The sequence below is a fragment of the Glycomyces niveus genome (genome assembly GCF_017592475.1).
In the GTDB taxonomy this organism is placed as follows: Bacteria; Actinomycetota; Actinomycetes; order Mycobacteriales; family Micromonosporaceae; genus Glycomyces; species Glycomyces niveus.
The window spans coordinates 238,110-257,280 of record NZ_JAGFNP010000006.1; the positions used below are offsets into that span (position 1 = coordinate 238,110).

The window sequence follows — 19,171 nt, forward strand, 5'->3', positions numbered from 1 at the left end:
TCTGACTCCATACTGAGGAATACGCCTGAACCCCGCCAATGGGTTGTCCGGGTTGCAACTGTTCCCAACGGGACGGATGTGACTCAGAGGGCCAGTGCGACCGCCGTGGTGAGGACGAGCTGCGCGAGCGCGATCGGGACGAGGGCCTTCCAGCACAGGGCCTGGATCTGGTCCACGCGCAGGCGCGGCCAGGCCACCCGCAGCCAGATGACGACGCCGGCCAGCGCGCCGGTCTTGAGCAGCGTCCAGACCCAGCCGAGCGATTCGGGGCCGGGGCCTTTCCAGCCGCCGAGGAAGAGCACGGCCGTGAGGGCCGAGATGACGACGATGCCCACGTACTCGGCGAGGAGCAGCAGCGCGAAGCGGAGCCCGGCGTACTCGGTGAGGTAGCCGAAGACGAGTTCGGAGTCGGCGATGGGCGCGTCGAACGGCGGGCGGCGGATCTCGGCGAGCCCGGCGGTGAAGAACACGAGCGCGGCCGGGGCCTGCCACAGCAGCCACCAGGGGTTCCAGGCCTCGACGATCGCGGGCAGGCTCAAGGTCCCGGCCGCGACGGCGACCGAGGCGGCGGCAAGCACGAGCGGCAGTTCGTAAGCCATGAGCTGCGCGGCCCCGCGAAGGGCGCCCACGAGCGTGTACTTGTTCGCGGAGGACCAGCCGGCCATGAGCACCGCGAGCACGCCGACGCCGACGAGCGCGACGACGATGAACAGCCCCATGTCGAGGTTCGATCCGACGAGGTCGCCGGGACCGAGCGGGATGAAGAGGATGACCAGCAGGTACGGCAGGAGCGCGACGGCGGGCGCGAGCCTGAAGACGGGCTTGTCGGCGTCGTCGGGGACGAGGTCCTCCTTCTGCGCGAACTTGACGCCGTCGGCGATGAGCTGGGCCCAGCCGTGGAAGCGCCCGGCGTGCATCGGGCCGAGGCGGCCCTGCATGTGGGCCATGAGCTTGTGCTCGGTCTGGCCGACGACCAAGGGCAGCACCAGGAACGCGGCGAGCACGGCGGCGAGCTTGACCGCGATCTCAAGGAGCATCGGGCCGCGCCTTCGGCGACGCTTGCGGGCCGTCGATGTGCTCAGCGCGCGCGTCGGCCCCGCCTTCGGGCTCGATCCAGTCGTCGGGGACGCCCGGAGGTTTCTTCGGAGCGCGCTTGCGGACCGTGCCGTGCCCCTCTCCGGGTTCCTTCGCGCCGGGCCAGGGTTTGACGACGCGGGAGGCGAGGATGAAGTCCTTGCGGAGCGGGTGGCCCTCGAACTCGGGGGCGAGGAGGAGCGGCTGGAGGTCGGGGTGGCCGGGGAAGTCGACGCCGAACATCTCGTGGGTCTCGCGCTCGTGCCAGTCCGCGCCGGGGTAGAGGTCGACGACGGAGGCGACCGCGCCTTCGGCGAGGAGCGCGCGCAGGAGCACGCCGCGCCGCTCGGTCACGGACCAGAGGTGGGCGACGACGCGGAAGCCGTGGCCTTCATCGGCGGGTCCCTCGTCGACCGCGGAGAGCCAGTCGAAGAAGTCGCAGCCGAGCTCGTCGCGGCAGGCGCGCACGGCCTCATGCCAGTCCTTGGCGTCGACGTCGGCGACCGCGCGCGGCCCGTCGGCGCCCAGTTCCTCCAGGTCGAGGGCGGCGCGGACGCGGTCTTCCCAGGTCTCAGGCATCGGGCCTCCTCACGAGCGGGCGCAGGCTGGGCTTTCGGAGGGGTTCCTTGGCGATCTGCTTCTGGAGTTCGCCGATGCCGTAGAGGAGCGCTTCGGGGCGGGGCGGGCAGCCGGGGATGTAGACGTCGACCGGGATGATCTGGTCGACGCCTTTGGTGACGCAGTACGAGTCCCAATAGGGGCCGCCGGAATTGGAGCAGGCGCCAAAGGAGATCACGTACTTCGGTTCGGGCATCTGCTCGTAGAGGCGTTTGATCGCCGGTGCCATCTTGTCCGTGACCGTGCCGGAGACGACCATGAGGTCCGCTTGGCGCGGCGAATGCGCGAAGGGGATCACGCCGAGGCGCATGAAGTCGTGGCGGCTCATCGAGGCGGCGATGAATTCGATGGCGCAGCAGGCGAGTCCGAAGTTGAAGACCCACAGCGAATAGCGCCGGCCCCAGTTGAGGACGAACCGGATCGGCTCGCCGAGGATATTCGTTTCCGTTGTGCGCGAAGGGAACGGGAGTTTCACCGCCATCGCAGGACCCCTTTCCGCCAGGCGTAGGCGAGGCCGAGGGCGAGCACGCCGACGAAGACGCCCATCTCGACCGCCGCGGCCGCTCCGAAGGCCCGGAACACCGCGGCCCACGGGAACAGGAACACCGCCTCGACCGCGAAGAGCACGAACAGGAACGCGTAGACGTAGTAGCGGATCTGGACCTGCGCCCAGTCTTTGCCGACCGGGTCCACTCCGCATTCGTACGTCTTGCCCTTCTCTTTCGAGGGCGCACTGGGCCGCAGGAGCCGATTGGCGGTCATCGCGGCGGCCACGAACGCGAAACCGGCGAGCAGGAGCACCCCGAAGACGGCGTAATCGCTCAGCCCGGTGGTGTCCATACCGACACGATAGCGGCGCACGGCGGCTCGCGATACCCGTGCGCGCGGGCGATTCGACGCGATTCTGCGGCGACTTCGCTGAACTTCGCCGCACCGCGCGCAACCGCCCGGCACGCAGCGGCGTGTTGTTGTACGAAGAGGATTCACTCCGTACGCCGCGAAGCGCCCGAACAGGGGCTGAGCGGGCGAACGGAACAGGTAACAGGAATGGGATCACCGCACATGACCGCCGCCGGCGCACCGACGCTGCCCCGGGCCGACGCCGGGTCCGCCACGATGCTGCTCGAACGGCCCGCGGACCTCGGCGAGGCCTTCGACGGCCCGGGCGCTCCGGTCGTTGAGAGGATTGTCGACATAGCGACCCCGCCTCGTATCTCCGCCTTCGCGAACGCGACAATGGTTGCCGCCGGGCACGAACCAGATGACCCGGAAGATTCCCTTGTCCCACCTACCTGCGCTGGAGCGGATGTGCGAACGGAGGCGGAGTTCACCGACCTCTACGAGAAGCATTTCTCGGAGCTCGCGGCCCAGGTATGCGCCTACCTCGGCGACGCCACCGAAGCCCAGGACCTCGTCCAGGAGGCCTTCCTGCGGGCGTGGCAGCGCTGGGACAAGGTCGGCGGCTACGAGGAGCCCGTCGCGTGGGTCCGCCGCGTCGCTTGGAACCTCGCCACGAGCCGGCACCGCCGCAACCAGGTCGCCCGCAAGTTCCTCCAGAAGTCCTCCGCGCCCGAGCTGGCGCCCGCGGCGAGCCCCGACCACGTCGCGCTCGTGGCCGCGCTGAAGCAGGTCCCGGCCAAGCGGCGCCAGGCGCTGGTCATGCACTACATGGCCGACATGACGGTGGCCGCGATCGCCGCCGCGACCGGTGCGAAGGAAGGCACCGTCAAGTCCTGGCTGCACCGCGGCCGCAAGGAGCTGGCCGCGCTGCTCACCGACCCGGCCGCCGAGGCCCCCGCCAAGGCCGCGAAGGCCCCCGAGGCCGACCCGGACACCATGCCGATCCGCATCAAGCGCGCCCTGCCCGGGCCCCGTTCCGCGAACCGCCGAGCTTCCGTGAAGGAGGACCGCTCATGACCGTCGACCCTGAGGACGACAAGGTCGCAGCGGCGTTCGCGAGCTTGAAGGCGGACTCCGCCGCGCAGTTCCCGCCGCCGCCCGTCAACGAGCTGCTCGGCCGCGCCCCGGCCGCGCTGCGCCGCCGCCGGCTCATGTCGCTGGCCGCGGTCCTCGGCGCGTGCACCGCGGTGACCGCGGGCGGTTTCGCCGTGGCCCAGACGATCGGCCCGAACGCGTTCGGCCCCGCGCCTTCGGGCACCGGGGACACGTCTTCCGAGGTCGCCACCTCGGACGAGACCCCGAGCTACAGCATCGGCGACCCGGCCAGCCCGCACTCGTCCGGCGGCGAGGAGCCGACCGAGACCGCCGCGATCCCGGCCGAGACGACCCTGGTCATCACCGACCCCGGCGAGTACGGCGACGCGTGCCTCGAGGGCTCGCTCGGCCTCGACGTCGAGGACTGGACCTTCACCGACGAGACGCCGTGGGCGATCGCGTTCGACCCCGAAGCGGGCGTCGGGCCGGTGCTCGGCGACGTCGACGGGGACGGCGCCGACGATGTCGCGGCCGTGCTCGAATGCCGCCCCGAGGGCGGGGAGGCCTTCACCGCCGGCGTGGCCGCGTTCTCGTGGAACGAGGACGGCGACTCGCTCGAGCAGCTGGGCTGGGTGTGGGAGCCGAAGACGCTTGCCTCCACGGCCGCGGTCGTCTCGATCGAGGACGGCGTGATCGCGGTCGACGCGGTGACCCCGGGCCACCCGGATGCCACCGGCGCGTTCGAGTACACGTGGGACGCCGACGCCGAGGTCTTCTCGCCCGTCCAGGACGAGTCGACGTCGGAGCCGACGCCGAGCGAGAGCGCGTCGAGCCCGGACCCGGCCGAGACGCCGACCGCCGGCGAGAGCGCCGAGTCGACGGCCTCCAGCGGGTCCTGATTGGAGCCCCGCGGGGGCCCCGGCGAGCGTCGGATCCCCGACTCCGGCGTGTCGTGGCGAGCCTCACGCGTCCACGATCCGGGACGGCGCGCCGCCCCGGAAACGCGCCTGAGACAGCCGAAACGAGAGGTCCAGGTCACTGGGGACCGGCCTCCGTCTCACCATGTGAGTCAGTCTCTGCAAGTTTATGGCTCGCAAGCTTCGCCAAGAGCGAAAGTGGTGTCGCCTACATCGCGGTGGCGTCGCAGGGTTGGCACCGCGAGGTGACGCCCGCGTAGCATCGCAAGTAGCAGACACGGCGGAGCCCCGCTCCCCGCGACCGAACGCCGCAGTCCTTGCGTGCCCCAGAACCCGCATGAGGAGAACTAGGTGAACACCGTCCGGCAGCTCGACCGGGTCGTCATCCGCTTCGCAGGGGACTCCGGCGACGGGATGCAGCTCACGGGTGACCGCTTCACGGCGGAAACCGCAAAACTCGGCAACGACCTGTCGACCCTCCCGAACTACCCCGCCGAGATCCGGGCCCCCGCCGGCACCCTCCCGGGCGTGTCGAGCTTCCAGATCCACTTCGCCGACAGCGACATCCTCACCCCGGGCGACCACCCCGAGGTGCTCATCGCGATGAACCCGGCGGCGCTCAAGGCGAACCTGCGCGACCTCAAGGCCGGGGGCACCATCGTCGTCAACACCGACGAGTTCACCAAGCGCAACCTGACCAAGGTCGGGTACGACGCGAACCCGCTCGAAGACGGCTCGCTCGAGGACTACCAGGTGCACGCCGTGGCCCTCGCGACCCTCACCATCGAGGCGCTCAAGGACTTCGACGTCTCGAAGAAGGACGCCGAGCGCTCGAAGAACATGTTCGCCCTCGGCCTCGTCTCGTGGATGTACTCGCGCCCGACCGAGGCGACCGAGGAGTTCCTGCGCGCCAAGTTCAAGTCCAAGCCCGCCATCGCCGAGGCCAACATCGCCGCGCTCAAGGCCGGGTGGAACTACGGCGACACCACCGAGGCGTTCGCCGTCCGCTTCGAGATCCCGCCGGCCAAGCTCAAGGCCGGCACGTACCGGAACATCACCGGCAACGTGGCGCTGGCCTGGGGCATCACCGCTTCGGGTGTGGCGACCGGCCTCCCGGTGTTCCTGGGCGCCTACCCGATCACCCCGGCCAGCGACATCCTCCACGAGCTGTCCAAACACAAGCGCTTCGGCGTCACCACCGTGCAGGCCGAAGACGAGATCGCCGCCGTCGGCGCGGCCCTGGGCGCCTCCTGGGGCGGGGCGCTCGGCGTCACCACCTCCTCGGGTCCGGGCATCGCGCTCAAGTCCGAGACGATCTCACTCGCCGTCTCCCTGGAACTGCCGCTCGTCGTCGTCGACGTGCAGCGCGCCGGACCGTCGACGGGCCTGCCGACCAAGACCGAGCAGGCCGACCTCGTGATGGCCATGTTCGGCCGCCACGGCGAGGCCCCGATCGCGGTCCTCGCGCCGCAGTCCCCCTCGGACTGCTTCGACATCATGCTCGAGGCCGCTCGGATCGCGACCGTCTACCGCACGCCCGTCATGGTCCTCTCCGACGGCTACATCGCCAACGGCGCCGAGCCGTGGCAGCTGCCGGCCATGGCCGACCTGCCCGACCTGACGGTGAAGTTCGCGACCGAGATGAACGCCGTGGACGCCAAGGGCGAGGAGGTCTTCCTCCCGTTCCAGCGCGACCCCGAGACCCTGGCCCGTCCGTGGGCGGTCCCCGGGACGCCCGGCCTGCAGCACCGCATCGGCGGCATCGAGAAGGCCGACGGCACCGGCGACATCTCCTACGATCCCGTAAACCACGACCACATGGTCCGCACCCGCGCCGCGAAGATCGCCGGCATCGAGGTCCCGGACTTGGAGGTCGACGACCCCACGGGCGATGCGAGCGTGCTCGTGCTCGGCTGGGGCTCGACGTGGGGACCCATCGGCGCGGCCGTGCGGGCGCTGCGCGAGAAGGGCGTCACCGTCGCCCGCTCGCACCTGCGCTACCTCAACCCGATGCCGCACAACACGGCCCGCGTCCTCGCCCGGTACGACAAGGTCGTGGTCCCGGAGATGAACCTGGGCCAGCTCACCATGCTGCTGCGCAACAACTTCCCCGGCACCGAAGTGGTCGGCTACAACAAGGTGCGCGGCCTGCCGTTCACCTCCAACGAACTGCAGGACGCCCTCGAGGAGGTCATCAAGAATGGCTGACGTCAAGCTGGACGCCCCCAAGCTGAAGGCCAAGGACTTCAAGTCGAGCCAGGAGGTGCGCTGGTGCCCCGGCTGCGGCGACTACGCCATCCTCGCCGCGGTGCAGTCCTTCCTGCCCGAGCTGGGCCTCGAGCGCGAGAAGATCGCGTTCATCTCCGGCATCGGCTGCTCCTCGCGGTTCCCGTACTACCTCAACACGTACGGCCTGCACTCGATCCACGGCCGCGCCCCGGCCATCGCCACGGGCCTGGCGGTCTCCCGCCCGGACCTGTCGGTGTGGGTCGTCACCGGCGACGGCGACGCGCTGTCGATCGGCGGCAACCACCTCATCCACGCGCTGCGCCGCAACGTGAACCTGAAGATCCTGCTGTTCAACAACCGGATCTACGGCCTCACCAAGGGCCAGTACTCCCCCACCTCCGGGCCGGGCACGCTCACCAAGTCCAGCCCCATGGGCTCGGTCGACGCGCCGTTCAACCCGCTGTCGCTGGCGCTGGGCTCCGAGGCCACGTTCGTGGCCCGCACCCTCGACTCCGACCGCGCCCACCTGCAAGAGGTGCTGCGGGCCGCGGCCGAGCACGAGGGCTCGGCGTTCGTCGAGATCTACCAGAACTGCCCGATCTTCAACGACGGCGCGTTCGAGGTCCTGAAGAACCCGGACACCCGCGACGAGTCGATCATCCGCCTCCAGGACGGCGAGCCGATCGCGTTCGGCGACAAGGTCGTCGTGCAGTCGGGTTACGGCCTGCAGGTCAAGGACGCCTCGGAGGTGGACGCGGCCGACGTGGTCGTGCACAAGTCCGACGTGGACGACCCGGCGTACGCGTTCGCGCTCTCGCGCCTGTCGGGCATCGCGCTCGACCACACCCCGATCGGCGTGTTCCGCAACGTCAAGCGGCCCACGTACGACGCGGGCGTGCGCACCCAGGTCGACGAGGCCGCCGCGGGCGTCGACCGCAAGGAGGCCCTGGACCGGCTCCTGCACTCGGGAGACACCTGGACCGTGCTGTAAGTCAGCGGATAGCGGGCCGGACCCTTCGGGGTCCGGCCCGATCTCGTTGCCCTGCTTATCCTTCGAGGACTTCCTGGGCCGTGGTCAGGATGCCGCGGACCTCCTCCTGCCAGGCGTAGACCTGCGTCTCGATCGACACGTAGTACGCCTCGCGGGAGTCGCCCCAGGCCTGCTCGGCGCTCTCGCGGTAGCCGGTCTCGTCACCGCATTCGGCGAGCGCGACGGCGAAGGCGATCTCGAACTCCTTCTTGCCGTCGAAGTCGGTGGGCGCGTCGGCGGGCAGCTCCGGGTGGTCGTGCACATCGGACGAGCCTTCGTACAACTCGTAGAGGTAGTCGACGTACGGCAGGCTGCCTTCCTCGTCGAACTCCCAGCCCGGGTGGCCCTTGTCGGCGAGGCACTGCACGAGTTCGCCCTTGACGCCGGCGATCGCCTCCTCGTACGCGAGGTTCGCCGCGTCGATGGCCGCGAAGTCGTCGGCGGGGTTCACCGGCCGCCACTCCCAGGTCGACTCCCGGTACTCCTGGCCTTCGGGGTCCTGGACCTGGCGCAGGTCGCCCTCGTAGAGCGCGTCGATCATCTCGCGCCGGCACCCGCCCGGTTCGGGCTCCACATAGGCGAAGTCGTCGCCGAGGTCGATCTCGCCGTCGTCCCCGCCGCCGGTGTCCGTGGCCTCGGCGCCGACCAGGAAGCCCCACTCCTGCGACGCGGCCGCCTCGCCGAAGTAGGCGACGTACCAGTCGTACTGCTGCTCAGGGGTGAGGGCCTCGAACTCGCCGTTGTCGGGCAGGCCCGCGCCGCCGGCTTCCGCTTCGCCGAGGCCTTCGAGTTCGTAGCCCTTGAACGCCGCGTACTCCTCGGCCTCGGGCGTGCCCAGGCCCTCCTCGATCTTCGACCAGATGCCGAGGCCGTACTGCTCGGCCTCCTCGACCGGCGGGATCCAGTTCCCCCAGTCGTCGGCGCCGAACACCTCGTCCTGCTTCTCGGGCTCGGGCACGTCGAACCAGGACTGGTCGTGGACGGTGTGGCCGCCCTCTTCCAAGCAGGCCTGGATGATCCGGTTCTCCGCGACCTCCAGCTCGTACAGGAGCCGGTTGCTCTCGTTGACCATGTCGACCAGGCGCGGCTCCTCGAACTCCGGGCTCGCGCCGTCGCCGCCGCCGCCCTTGCCGTCGTCGGTGCAGGCGGCGAGCGCCGCCAGGGCCAGCAGCGCGGCGGCCGCCCGGGTCTTGCGTAGCATCGATCGCGTTCCTCTCAGGTGACGTCGAAACGGCTTCGACGTCCTGAGTACGCGTCCCTTCCCCGGGCGGGTTGCCCGCGCTAGAGCAGCGGTTGGAGTTCGACCGCGGCGTCGCGCAGGCGCTGCGTCAGCAGCGGCCACGAAGTGCGGATCTCCTCGAGGGGCAGGGCGACGGCGAAGACGATCCGCTCCCCGGGCGCGTCCCCTTCGCGCACGACGACGCCGGCGCAGCCGACGCCTTCGCGGAACTGGCCCATCTCGGCGTAGACCCCGGACTCGCCGTAGACCGCGAGGTCGTATTCGAGCGCGTCGGGCTCGACGAGGGTGCGGCGGGTGAACGGGCGCATCCCGGCGGACTTGAGGAAGCTGGCGCGGTCGTGCGGCTGCAGGGTGGCGAGGAGGGCCTTGCCGAGCGCGGTGGCGTGGGCGCCGTCGTCGAAGCCGACGATGAGGTCTTCGACGTGCGGGCTGCGGTGGCCCTCGATGACGTCGGTGACGGCGGGGCGGCCTTCCACGAAGCGGGCGATGAAGGTCGAGTAGCCGGTCTCGTTCGACATGCGGCGCATGAACTCGCCGCAGGTGCTCGGCCCGGCGATGGCGCGGGTGAGCTCGGAGTAGCGGTCGGAGACCTCGAGACCGAGCGTGTACCGGCCGTTCTCGTCGCGGCGCAGGTAGTTCTCGTAGACGAGCGTTCGCAGGAGGTTGTAGGCGGTGGCCCGGTTGAGGCCGCATTCGAAGGCGATGCGCGGGGCGGTGACGCCGGACGGGTGGTTGCCCACCAGCTCCATGATGCGCAGTGCCCTCTGGACGCTCTGGATCATCTTGGTGGGTTCGGCCTGGGGGCTCGGAAACGCGCTCGCCGCCGAGGCGGCGCCCTTGGCGGGCTTGCGGTCCGGCGGCGCGGGCCGGTTCCTGCTCGCCCGGGTCCGGGGCGCGCCTTTGTAGTTCGGGACGCCGCCTTGCGGTTCGTCCCCTGGTCGCCGCTGCTCCACCATGCCGCCGCTCCAATTTGCACCAGTTGATCCGACGGTCGGCGCCGGGTGCGGCGCCGGTCGGACCGGCCGTGATCTAACTATATAAACAACAGCCGGTTGCGTCACGGTCGCATACAAGGCAGTATTCATGTGTCAGCACCGTTCGCGGTCCGGCACACGCCGGTCGCGGACAACCCGCGGCGGCGGCGTCGAGTCCCCACCAAACTTCCTCGTCGCCGTCGCGGAACATACGAATAACCGAAACGCGGCGGCTCCCTCCCACCAGGGCCGCCGCGTTTCGTCTCCCCTGCGGGGGAAGCGATGCGGCGGTTCCGGGGGCACCGCAGGCGACGTGCGGGCCGGAAGTCCGCAGGCCGCTGCCGTCAGGAAACGCTGTCTGACAAGTGCTGTCGCTCAAGTGCAACACTCGCACACGCTGTGTGCTGGAGTCAAGACTCCCTACCCGGAAGGGTTGCCGCACCGCCGCTCCCGCCATGTGAAAGCCGCTTGGGTTATCAGATAAGCGGAGTACGGTTGCCATCGTGTCCACCTCCGCCCCACCCCGTCCTAGAACGTCCACCACCGTCGCCGCCGCCATGACCGTCCAGGTCGCCGCCGTCCTCCCGGTGTTCCTGTTCGGAGGGCTCGCCGTGCAGATCACCGGCGAACTCGGCATGGGCGTCAGCGCGATCGGGTGGATCTCGGGGATCTACTTCGCCGTCACCGCGGCCACGACGGTGCCTTCAGGACGGCTCGTCGACCGGTTCGGCGCGCTCGTCACCGCCCGCACCGCGATCGGCATGTCCGCCGCCGGGCTCCTCGGCGTCGCCGCCTTCGCGCACGACCCGGTGGTGCTCACCGTGTTCATGGTGCTGTGCGCGCCCGCGAACGGGCTCGGGCAGCTCGCCTCCAACACGGTCCTCAGCGAATGGGCGCCGGTCGGGCGGCGCGGCCTCCTCTTCGGCGCCAAGCAGGCCTCGGTCCCGCTGTGCACCATGCTCGGCGGGCTCAGCGTCCCCGTCGTCGCGCTCACCCTCGGATGGCGGTGGGCGTTCGTCATCGGCGCCGCCCTGGTGCTGCTGGCGCTCGTCCCGCTCGCCGGGCTCGGACGGCCCGCCGTGCGCCCCAGGAACCAGGGCGCGCGCTCGTTCGACGCGCAGCTGCTGCTGTTCGCGGTCGCGACGTTCCTCGGCGCGCTCGCCGCGACCCCGATCGGCTCGTTCGCGACCACGTTCACCGTCGACATCGGCGGCTCCGAGAGCTACGCGGGCCTGGTGCTCATGGTCGGCGGCATCGCCGGGGTCATCGGCCGCACCGGGTTCGGGGCGCTCGCGGACGTCCGCAAGGGCGGCGAGTTCCGGATCATCGCGCTCATGCTCGCGGCCGGGGCCGCGGGCGTCGCCACGTACCTGCTCGAGCTGCCGTGGCTGCTGCCGGTCGGCACCGCCGCCGCGTACGGGCTCGGCTGGGCCTGGCCGGGGCTGATGAACCACGCCGTCGTCCAGCGGTACGCGGACGCCCCGGCGCTGGCGACCTCGGTGACCCAGACGGGTATCTTCCTCGGCGGCGCGATCGGCCCGATCGGGTTCGGCCTCGTCGTCGACCACGCGGGGTGGGGCGTCGGGTGGACGGCCGCGGTCGCGGCGATGGCGGCGTCGGCCCTGTTCATCGTGGCGGGCAGCACGGTCGGCAGGCGCTTCGCGCATTGACGTTCCTCGTTGCGGCGCGCGCGACTCCGGGGTTCCCGTGCCGAGCGGTGCCGGGGTATCGCACGATAAGGTGAGGCTGTGGTGACCACCCGACGTGCACAGACCGCGCTGACCTTCTCCGACGAGGCCTTCGCCGAAGAGATCCGAGCCTCGCTCGATCTCGTCGAGGAGCGACTGCTGAAAGCGGTCGACACCGACCAGCCGCTGCTGCGCCAGTCCGGGTCCCACCTCATCAACGCCGGCGGGAAGCGGTTCCGGCCGATGCTCACGCTCGCGTGCGCGCACTTCGGGGACCCGGCCCGGCCGGGCATCCTCGACGCCGCCGTCGCGCTCGAGCTCACGCACCTCGCGACGCTGTACCACGACGACGTCATGGATGAAGCGCTCGTGCGCCGCGGCGCCCCGAGCGCGAACGCCCGCTGGGACAACTCGGTCGCGATCCTCACCGGCGACTACCTGTTCAGCCAGGCCGCGCAGATGATGGCCGACCTCGGCATCGACGCGGTGCGGCTGCAGGCGGCCACGTTCGCGCGGCTCGTGCGCGGGCAGATCAACGAGACCATGCCGCAGCCCGAGGGCATCGACCCGGTCGAATGGCACCTCGAGATCCTCTCGGAGAAGACCGGCTCGCTCATCGCCACGTGCGCGAAGTTCGGCGCGTGGTTCGCGGGCGCCTCCGAGGAGACGATCGCGACCGCCGAGGAGTTCGGCGAGGTCATCGGCGTGGCGTTCCAGATCGCCGACGACATCATCGACATCGCCTCTGACTCCTCCGGGAAGACCCCCGGCACGGACCTCCTCGAAGGCGTGCCGACCCTCCCGGTCATCTACGCCCTCGGAGGCGACGACCCGGCCGACGCGCGCCTGCGCGAACTCGTCGCCGGCCCCGTCCCGGAGTCGGACCTGGCCGAGGCCCTGGAGCTGCTTCGCTCCTCGAAGGCCCTCGAGCAGGCCAAGGCCACGCTGCTGCAGTACCAGGAGCGCGCCCGCGCCCTCGCCCAGGCGCTCCCGGAGGGCCCGGCCCAGAAGGCCCTGGTCGACATCTGCGACTACATGATCGAACGCGACGCCTGACTCGACAGCGACCGCTTTGCTCCACGGGTCATCCGGTGCGCCCGGTGTTCTCGATGCCGATGACACTCACCGTCTCGTCGATCCGGTACAGCACCCGCCACGCGCCGATGCGGGCTCGCCGGTAGTCCGGACCCCACGCCGCCGAACCCACCGGGCGGGAGTTCTCCTCCAACAAGTCCAGGAACGCCAGGAGCTCTTCGAGCTCTCCGTGATGGGTCGCCATGAACCGCGAGACCTGCGCGACTACGACCGGTTCCCACTGGACGACATAGCTCACCGCGCGGCCTGGGCCGCCGCTTCACGGAGCATCCGCTTGGCCTCCTCGTGCTCCACCGGCCGCACTCCTTCGGCACGGGCGATCTGGTTGCGGAGGGCGGCGATCGTGTCCTCCATGTCCTCCCAGTCGTTGAAGTTCACCACGAGCGCGATGGGCCGGTCGTGGTCGGTGATGACGGTCTGCTGGTGCGCGGCCGCTCGGCGGACGATGTCGCCGAGCTTAGGTCGCGCCTCCGAGATCGAGTACACTGCCATGCATCTAGATTAACATGATGTTTATGTCGAATCGGGAGATGGTTCGACCGTCAAGGTGCCGCAGTGACCGGTCCGTACGTGTTCTGGATCGCACCGGGTCCCTGGCGGTGGTCGGCGTTCGCTATCGTTCAGAGGTCGCTTTCCCAGGAAGCGGCGCCCCCTGGCGCGGCGAGGCTTGCGAGCCGTGCCTCCAGACACTCGGCGTCGACCGACGCGTCCGCCGAGCGATCCTCCGGCCAGCGCTCCGCTGCCGAGAAGGGAGCGCAGTGCGACCCCGACACCACGGGCCCTCTGCCAAGCCGAAGACCGTCCTCGCCGCGCAAGGCGTCATCTGGCTCCAGTTCACGGCGATCGTCGTCCTCTACTCGATCGGCGTGCGTTTCCTGTTCGACGCGACGCGGTCCTCCTCCAGCCACGACTCGATGCTCGACGTCATCGGCTCGATCGACCTCGAACGGCTGGCCACGATCCTCCTCAGCGTCGCCGTCACGGTCTCGATGCCCTTCATCGCCACCCGCCTCGGCCGCCGCCGCGCCCACGCCGTGAAGGCCGCCTGGTGGGCCCTCGCGATCGTCCCGGCCGCCATGTACCTGTGGATCCTCGGCCGCGCCTACTTCGCGACCTTCCCCGACGAGGCGCCGTTCTTCGTCAGCGCCGCCGCCCTCCTCGTCGTCTGCGGCTCCTTCCCCGCCGCGACCCTCCTCCTGCTGCGCTCCAAGGCCTCCAAAGCCTGGTTCGCCGCCGAAGAGCTCTTCGAGGAGATCGACCGCGAACTCGCCGAGACCGGCGAACTCGAGACCGCCAAGGCGGTCTAGCCACCGAACGGAAAAGCGGCCGCGGGAACTCTCCCGCGGCCGCTTTCTCGGCGCTGTCTAGGTGTTGAGGAAGGTGCTGGCCTGGTCGACGAGGTCGAGGAGGAAGCCGGGGACGATGCCGAGGAGGATCGTGGCGGCGACGCCGGCGGCGACGACCGTGCCGGCCATGGGGCTCGGCAGGTTGACCGTGGGGGCGTCGGGCGCGGGCTCGTTGAGCCAGAGCAGGACGACGACCCGCAGGTACGGGAAGGCGAGGATCGCCGAGGAGACGACGCCGACGATCACCAGGCCGACCTCGTCGGCCTGCAGCGCGGCCGCGAAGAGGTTGAACTTGGCGCTGAAGCCGCTCGTGAACGGAAGCCCCGCGAGGGCGAGCATCAGGATGGTGAACACGACGGCCGTGCCCGGCGAGTTCTTGCCGAGGCCCGCCCAGCGGGCCAGGTGGGTCGCCTCCTCGTCGCCGTCGCGCACGAGCGAGACGACCGCGAAGGCGGCGATCACGGTGAAGCCGTAGGCGGCCAAGTAGAACATGGTCTGGCCGACCGCGTCGCCGAGCGCGATCACGCCGATGAGCAGGTACCCGGCGTTCGCGATCGAGCTGTAGGCCAGGAGCCGCTTGATGTTCCGCTGCGTGACGGCGAAGATCGCGCCGCCCAGCATCGTCGCCACGGCGATGACCGTCAGGATCAGGTGCCAGTCCCACGCCGACGACGACAGGCCGACGTTGAAGACGCGCAGGAGCCCGCCGAAGGCCGCGACCTTCACGCACGCGGCCATGAGCGCGGTGACCGGGGTCGGCGCGCCCGTGTAGACGTCCGGCGTCCACATGTGGAACGGCACCGCCGCGGCCTTGAAGAGCAGCGCCACCGCGATCATCGCGACGCCGATGTAGAGGAACAGGCGCGGCTGGCCCGACTCGACGCCCGCCCGGTTGATCCCGGCGAGGTCCACGGTCCCGGCGAAGCCGAAGAGCATCGCCATGCCGTACACGTAGAACGCGGAGGCGAACGCGCCCAGGAGGAAGTACTTGAGCGCGGCCTCCTGGCTGATGAGGCGGCGGCGCTTCGCGAGCCCGCACAGCAGGTACAGCGGGAGGCTGAGCATCTCGAGGGCGACGAACATGGTGAGCAGGTCGCCCGCCGTCACGAACATCATCATGCCGCCGACCGCGAAGAGCGTCAGCGGGAAGATCTCGGTCGCGCCGTCCTCGCGCCGCTGCGCCTTGTCCGCCGCGGAGTCGGCGACCACGGCCGCCTCGGCCACGAAGTCGCCGCCCTTCGTCGTGCGCCGCTCCGCCAGGAGCAGCACCGCGATGAGCGCGAGCACCGCGAGCGTGCCCTGCAGGAACAGGCCCGGGCCGTCCAGGACCACCGAGCCGATCCCGACGCCCTCGATCTCGAACGCGGCGCTGTTCTTGCCCGCGTTCAGGATCACCGCCGCGAACGCGGCGGCCAGCGTCAGGACCGCGAGCGCGACCTGCACGACCAGCCTGCGGGCCTTGGGGACCGCGGCCTCCACGAGGAGCCCGCCGAAGGCCGCGACGAACACGATGATCATGGGCGCGAGTCCGGCCCAGTCGATCTGGAGCCCCGCTTGCTGGGCCTCATTCATTGGTGACTCCTTCGGCGGCGGGCAGGTCCTCCGGCGAGCCGGAGATGAAGAGGAGCGTGTTGTCGACGGCCGGCTGGGCCGCGTCGATCAGCGGCTGCGGGAAGAACCCGAAGACGAGGATCGCGACCACCAGCGGCGCCACGAGCGCCTTCTCGCGGACGGTGAGGTCGCGCTTCATCGCGGGCATCTCGTCGAGCACCGGGTTGCGGGTGCCCTGCATGGTGCGCTGGTACATCCAGATCACGTACGCCGCGGCGAGGATGATGCCCAGGGTCGCGAGGACCGCGACGGGCTCGTTGCCGCCGAACGTGCCGTTGAACGCGCCCAGCAGCACCAGGAACTCGGAGATGAACGGCGCGGTGCCCGGCAGCGAGAGCGACGCGAGCCCGGCGAACAGGAACACGCCCGCCAGGATCGGCAGGGTCTTGGCGGCCCCGCCGTAGTCGGCGATCTGCGCCGAGCCGCGGCGGATCGTGAGGAAGCCGACGACCATGAACAGCAGACCCGTGGCGAGGCCGTGGTTGAACATGTAGAGGACCGCGCCGATCGCGGCCTCCTGCGTGAACGCGAAGATCCCGAGGCCGATGAAGCCGAAGTGGGCGATCGACGTGTAGGCGACGAGCCGCTTCAGGTCGGTCTGGCCGATCGCGACGAACGCCGCGTAGAGCACGCCGATGACGCTCATGGCGATGACCCACGGCGCGAACCGCTGCGTCGCGTCCGGGAACAGCGGGATGCAGTAGCGCAGGATCGCGAACGTGCCGATCTTGTCCATGACGCCGACCAGGAGCGCGGCGGCCGCGGCGGGCGCCGCCCCGCCCGCGTCCGGGAGCCACGTGTGGAACGGGAAGAACGGGGCCTTGATCGCGAACGCGATGAAGAACCCGATGAACAGCCAGTCCTGGAGCGTCCCGGCGGCCATCGGCTCGGCGTCCACGAGGGTCTGCCAGTCGAAGACCCCGCCGTTGTTCACCCACAGGGCGATCACGGCGACGAGCATGAGCAGGCCGCCCAGCAGCGAGTACAGGAAGAACTTCACGGCCGCGTACTGCTTCTTCGGGCCGGTGCCGTAGGAGCCGATGAGGAAGTACATCGGCACGAGCATCGCTTCGAAGAAGAAGTAGAACAGCAGCACGTTCGAGGCGAGGAACGTCGCGAGCATCGCCGCTTCGAGCGCGAGGATGAGCGCGAAGAACGCCGGGACCGAGCGCTTCACGGAGTCGAGGTCGCGCCAGGCCGCGAGCATCGCGATCGGCGTCAGGCCCGCGGTGAGCAGGACCATGAGCAGCGCGATGCCGTCGATCCCCCACGACAGGTTGAGGTCCCAGGCCCCGACCCACGCGTAGGACTCGGTGAACTGGAGCCACGGCGCGTCCGGCGAGTAGTCGAAGCCGATCGCCACGAGCGCGGCGATCACGGCGACCAGGCCGGAGGCGGCGAGCGCGGTCCAGCGGGCCGCTTCGGCGTTCTCGCGGCGGATCGACGCGACGGCCACGGCCCCGATCAGGGGCACGGCGACCAGCGCGGACAGCAACGGGAGTTCGTTCATTGGACGACCACCACCATGAGCGCGGCCACCACGATGAGCGCGCCGGACAGAATGGACAGGGCATAGGAGCGGACGAAGCCGGTCTGCAGCACGAGCAGGCGGCGCGAGGTGCCGCCTACGCCTGCGGCGAGGCCGTTGACGGCGCCGTCGACGACGCGGCCGTCCATGGCGACCGAGGCGCTGGCGGCGAGTCGGCTCGGGCGTTCGAAGACGCCGCGGTTGACGGCCTCGCCGCCGAGGTCGGCGCGGGCGAAGCGCACCGGCCAGGCGGCGGCGCGCGGCACTTCGTCGGTGCCGTTGCGGAACAGGAACCAGCCGAGGCCGGCGCCGAGGACCACGACGACGGTGGTGGCGATGGTGACCTGCATGTGGGTCAGGTGGCCGTGGACCTCGTGGGGCTCGCCGAAGACGGGCGCGAGCCATTCGGGCACCGAGGTGGCCATGAGGCCGCCGGCGCCGAGCGAGCCGAGGCCGAGCAGCACCAGCGGCACGGTCATGATCGCCGGGGACTCGTGCGGGTGCACGTCGTCGGTCCAGCGCTTGGGGCCGTGGAAGGTGAGCACGAACAGGCGGGTCATGTAGAACGCGGTGAGCGCCGCGCCGAGGAGGGCGGCGCCGCCGACGACCCAGCCCTGCCAGCCTTCGCGGGCGAACGCGTCGTGGATGATCGGGTCCTTGGTGAAGAAGCCCGAGAACGGGAACAGGCCGATGATGGCGAGCCATCCGGCGGCGAACGTCGCGTATGTGAGCGGCATCTTGCGCCAGAGGCCGCCGAAGCGGCGGATGTCGGTCTGGTCGTTCATGGCGTGCATGACCGAGCCGGAGCCGAGGAACAGCCCGGCCTTGAAGAAGCCGTGCGCGAGCAGGTGGATGATGCCGAGCGCGAACGCCCCGCCGCCGAGGCCGACGGCGAGGAACATGTAGCCGATCTGCGAGACGGTGGACCAGGCGAGGACGCGTTTGATGTCGTCCTTGGCGCAGCCCACGATCGCTCCGAAGAGGAGGGTGAGGGCGCCGACGACGACCACGGCGGTCTGCACGTCCGGGTTGAGGCTGAAGACGGCGTGCGAGCGGGCGATGAGGTACACGCCCGCGGTGACCATGGTGGCGGCGTGGATGAGCGCCGACACCGGGGTCGGGCCCTCCATGGCGTCCGGGAGCCAGGTCTGGAACGGGAACTGGCCGGACTTGCCGCAGGCGGCGGCGAGGAGCAGCAGCCCGATGGCGAGGCTCGTGCCCGTGGACAGGGACTCGGCGCCGTTGAAGACCCCGGCGAAGTCCACGGTGCCCAGCGCGCCGAGCATGGTGAACATGGCCAGGAGGAACCCGACGTCGGCGACGCGGTTGGTGAGGAAGGCCTTCTTGCCGGCGGTGGCCGCGGCGGGCTTCATCTGCCAGAAGGAGATGAGGAGGTACGAGGCGAGGCCCACGCCCTCCCAGCCGATGAAGGTCATGAAGTAGTTGCCGCCCAGGACGAGCACGAGCATCGCGGCGGCGAACAGGTTGAAGTAGGCGAAGAACTTCCGGCGGCCCTCGTCGTGGGCCATGTAGCCGACGGCGTAGACGTGGATGAGGAAGCCGACCCCGGTGATGAGCAGGCAGAACACCGCGCTCAGCGGGTCGAAGAGCAAGTTGGCCTCGATGGTGAGGTCCTGCACCGCGATGATGGTGAACAGGTCGAGCTCGGCGCTCTTGTTCTCCAGGCCCGCGAGCGAGGCGAACATCGCGACGGCGAGCGCGAAGGCGCCGCCGATCGTGGCGACGCCGAGCCAGTGGCCCCACTTGTCGGAGCGGCGGCCCGCGAGGAGCAGGACCGCGGCGCCGAACGCGGGCAGGGCGATGAGCAGCCACGCCAGCGAGAGGACCCCTTCGGCGGGTGCGTACGAGATGTCGTCCACTGTGTC

Annotated in this window: 18 protein-coding genes; 7 read left to right on the forward strand and 11 right to left on the reverse strand. The window is 70.2% G+C overall.

What is annotated here, in order from left to right; genetic code table 11:
• Positions 1-83 precede the first annotated feature (83 nt).
• Genes J5V16_RS13555 through J5V16_RS13570 form a run of 4 tightly spaced genes read right to left on the reverse strand, consistent with a single transcriptional unit; the run spans position 84 to position 2,532 of the window.
• Positions 84-1,037 carry a complex I subunit 1/NuoH family protein gene (locus tag J5V16_RS13555; RefSeq protein ID WP_208496816.1) on the reverse strand — a complete coding sequence of 318 codons (954 nt, stop codon included), beginning with the start codon at positions 1,035-1,037 and terminating at the stop codon, positions 84-86.
• Positions 1,027-1,653 (reverse strand): NADH-quinone oxidoreductase subunit C, encoded by a 627-nt coding sequence (locus J5V16_RS13560; RefSeq protein WP_208496818.1) that lies wholly within the window; start codon positions 1,651-1,653, stop codon positions 1,027-1,029. Before J5V16_RS13560 ends, J5V16_RS13555 begins: the two co-directional genes overlap by 11 nt.
• Positions 1,646-2,173 (reverse strand): NADH-quinone oxidoreductase subunit B, encoded by a 528-nt coding sequence (locus J5V16_RS13565; RefSeq protein WP_255537400.1) that lies wholly within the window; start codon positions 2,171-2,173, stop codon positions 1,646-1,648. The genes J5V16_RS13560 and J5V16_RS13565 overlap by 8 nt, the downstream gene beginning before the upstream one ends.
• A complete protein-coding gene (locus J5V16_RS13570) occupies positions 2,164-2,532 on the reverse strand; it encodes an NADH-quinone oxidoreductase subunit A (RefSeq protein ID WP_208496820.1) in 369 nt (122 codons plus the stop codon). The genes J5V16_RS13565 and J5V16_RS13570 overlap by 10 nt, the downstream gene beginning before the upstream one ends.
• Positions 2,533-3,000: 468 nt before the next feature.
• Here J5V16_RS13570 and J5V16_RS13575 point away from each other — a divergent pair, with 468 nt between their 5' ends.
• The 4 genes from J5V16_RS13575 (at position 3,001) to J5V16_RS13590 (ending at position 7,764) form a co-directional block, all read left to right on the forward strand.
• Positions 3,001-3,609, forward strand: coding sequence for an RNA polymerase sigma factor (locus tag J5V16_RS13575; RefSeq protein WP_208496821.1), 609 nt, complete (start codon positions 3,001-3,003; stop codon positions 3,607-3,609).
• A complete protein-coding gene (locus tag J5V16_RS13580; protein ID WP_208496823.1) occupies positions 3,606-4,526 on the forward strand; it encodes a hypothetical protein in 921 nt (306 codons plus the stop codon). Before J5V16_RS13575 ends, J5V16_RS13580 begins: the two co-directional genes overlap by 4 nt.
• A gap of 369 nt (positions 4,527-4,895) precedes the next feature.
• Positions 4,896-6,752, forward strand: a complete 1,857-nt coding sequence (locus J5V16_RS13585) for a 2-oxoacid:acceptor oxidoreductase subunit alpha (RefSeq protein WP_208496825.1) — start codon at positions 4,896-4,898, stop codon at positions 6,750-6,752.
• The gene (locus J5V16_RS13590; protein ID WP_208496826.1) at positions 6,745-7,764 is read left to right on the forward strand and encodes a 2-oxoacid:ferredoxin oxidoreductase subunit beta; all 1,020 of its coding nucleotides are present in this window, start codon (positions 6,745-6,747) and stop codon (positions 7,762-7,764) included. The genes J5V16_RS13585 and J5V16_RS13590 overlap by 8 nt, the downstream gene beginning before the upstream one ends.
• A 55-nt stretch (positions 7,765-7,819) precedes the next feature.
• Here the strand turns inward: J5V16_RS13590 and J5V16_RS13595 are convergent, their stop codons facing one another.
• Entirely contained in the window at positions 7,820-9,004 is a 1,185-nt protein-coding gene (locus J5V16_RS13595; protein WP_208496828.1) for a hypothetical protein, read from the reverse strand.
• A gap of 80 nt (positions 9,005-9,084) precedes the next feature.
• Positions 9,085-9,825 (reverse strand): IclR family transcriptional regulator, encoded by a 741-nt coding sequence (locus J5V16_RS13600; RefSeq protein WP_408612434.1) that lies wholly within the window; start codon positions 9,823-9,825, stop codon positions 9,085-9,087.
• A gap of 695 nt (positions 9,826-10,520) precedes the next feature.
• Here J5V16_RS13600 and J5V16_RS13605 point away from each other — a divergent pair.
• Complete coding sequence (locus tag J5V16_RS13605) at positions 10,521-11,687, forward strand: MFS transporter (protein ID WP_208496831.1); 1,167 nt, start codon at positions 10,521-10,523, stop codon at positions 11,685-11,687.
• A 78-nt stretch (positions 11,688-11,765) separates the two neighbouring features.
• Positions 11,766-12,761, forward strand: coding sequence for a polyprenyl synthetase family protein (locus J5V16_RS13610; RefSeq protein ID WP_408612424.1), 996 nt, complete (start codon positions 11,766-11,768; stop codon positions 12,759-12,761).
• A 28-nt stretch (positions 12,762-12,789) separates the two neighbouring features.
• Here the strand turns inward: J5V16_RS13610 and J5V16_RS13615 are convergent, their stop codons facing one another.
• Both J5V16_RS13615 and J5V16_RS13620 read right to left on the reverse strand, forming a co-directional pair.
• Complete coding sequence (locus tag J5V16_RS13615; RefSeq protein ID WP_208496834.1) at positions 12,790-13,038, reverse strand: type II toxin-antitoxin system RelE family toxin; 249 nt, start codon at positions 13,036-13,038, stop codon at positions 12,790-12,792.
• A complete protein-coding gene (locus tag J5V16_RS13620) occupies positions 13,035-13,292 on the reverse strand; it encodes a type II toxin-antitoxin system Phd/YefM family antitoxin (RefSeq protein ID WP_208496835.1) in 258 nt (85 codons plus the stop codon). The genes J5V16_RS13615 and J5V16_RS13620 overlap by 4 nt, the downstream gene beginning before the upstream one ends.
• Positions 13,293-13,558: 266 nt before the next feature.
• Between J5V16_RS13620 and J5V16_RS13625 the strand changes: the two genes are divergently transcribed.
• Positions 13,559-14,107: a hypothetical protein gene (locus tag J5V16_RS13625; RefSeq protein ID WP_208496836.1), complete on the forward strand. Its 549-nt coding sequence runs from the start codon at positions 13,559-13,561 to the stop codon at positions 14,105-14,107.
• 57 nt (positions 14,108-14,164) lie between these two features.
• On the opposite strand, the gene nuoN is transcribed toward J5V16_RS13625, so the two are convergent.
• The 3 genes from nuoN to nuoL are packed head-to-tail and all read right to left on the reverse strand — an operon-like array spanning position 14,165 to position 19,165.
• The gene (gene nuoN / locus J5V16_RS13630; protein ID WP_208496837.1) at positions 14,165-15,718 is read right to left on the reverse strand and encodes an NADH-quinone oxidoreductase subunit NuoN; all 1,554 of its coding nucleotides are present in this window, start codon (positions 15,716-15,718) and stop codon (positions 14,165-14,167) included.
• Positions 15,711-17,267 carry an NADH-quinone oxidoreductase subunit M gene (locus tag J5V16_RS13635; RefSeq protein WP_208496838.1) on the reverse strand — a complete coding sequence of 519 codons (1,557 nt, stop codon included), beginning with the start codon at positions 17,265-17,267 and terminating at the stop codon, positions 15,711-15,713. Before J5V16_RS13635 ends, nuoN begins: the two co-directional genes overlap by 8 nt.
• Positions 17,264-19,165, reverse strand: coding sequence for an NADH-quinone oxidoreductase subunit L (gene nuoL / locus J5V16_RS13640; RefSeq protein WP_208496839.1), 1,902 nt, complete (start codon positions 19,163-19,165; stop codon positions 17,264-17,266). The genes J5V16_RS13635 and nuoL overlap by 4 nt, the downstream gene beginning before the upstream one ends.
• Between the last annotated feature and the right edge of the window lie 6 nt (positions 19,166-19,171).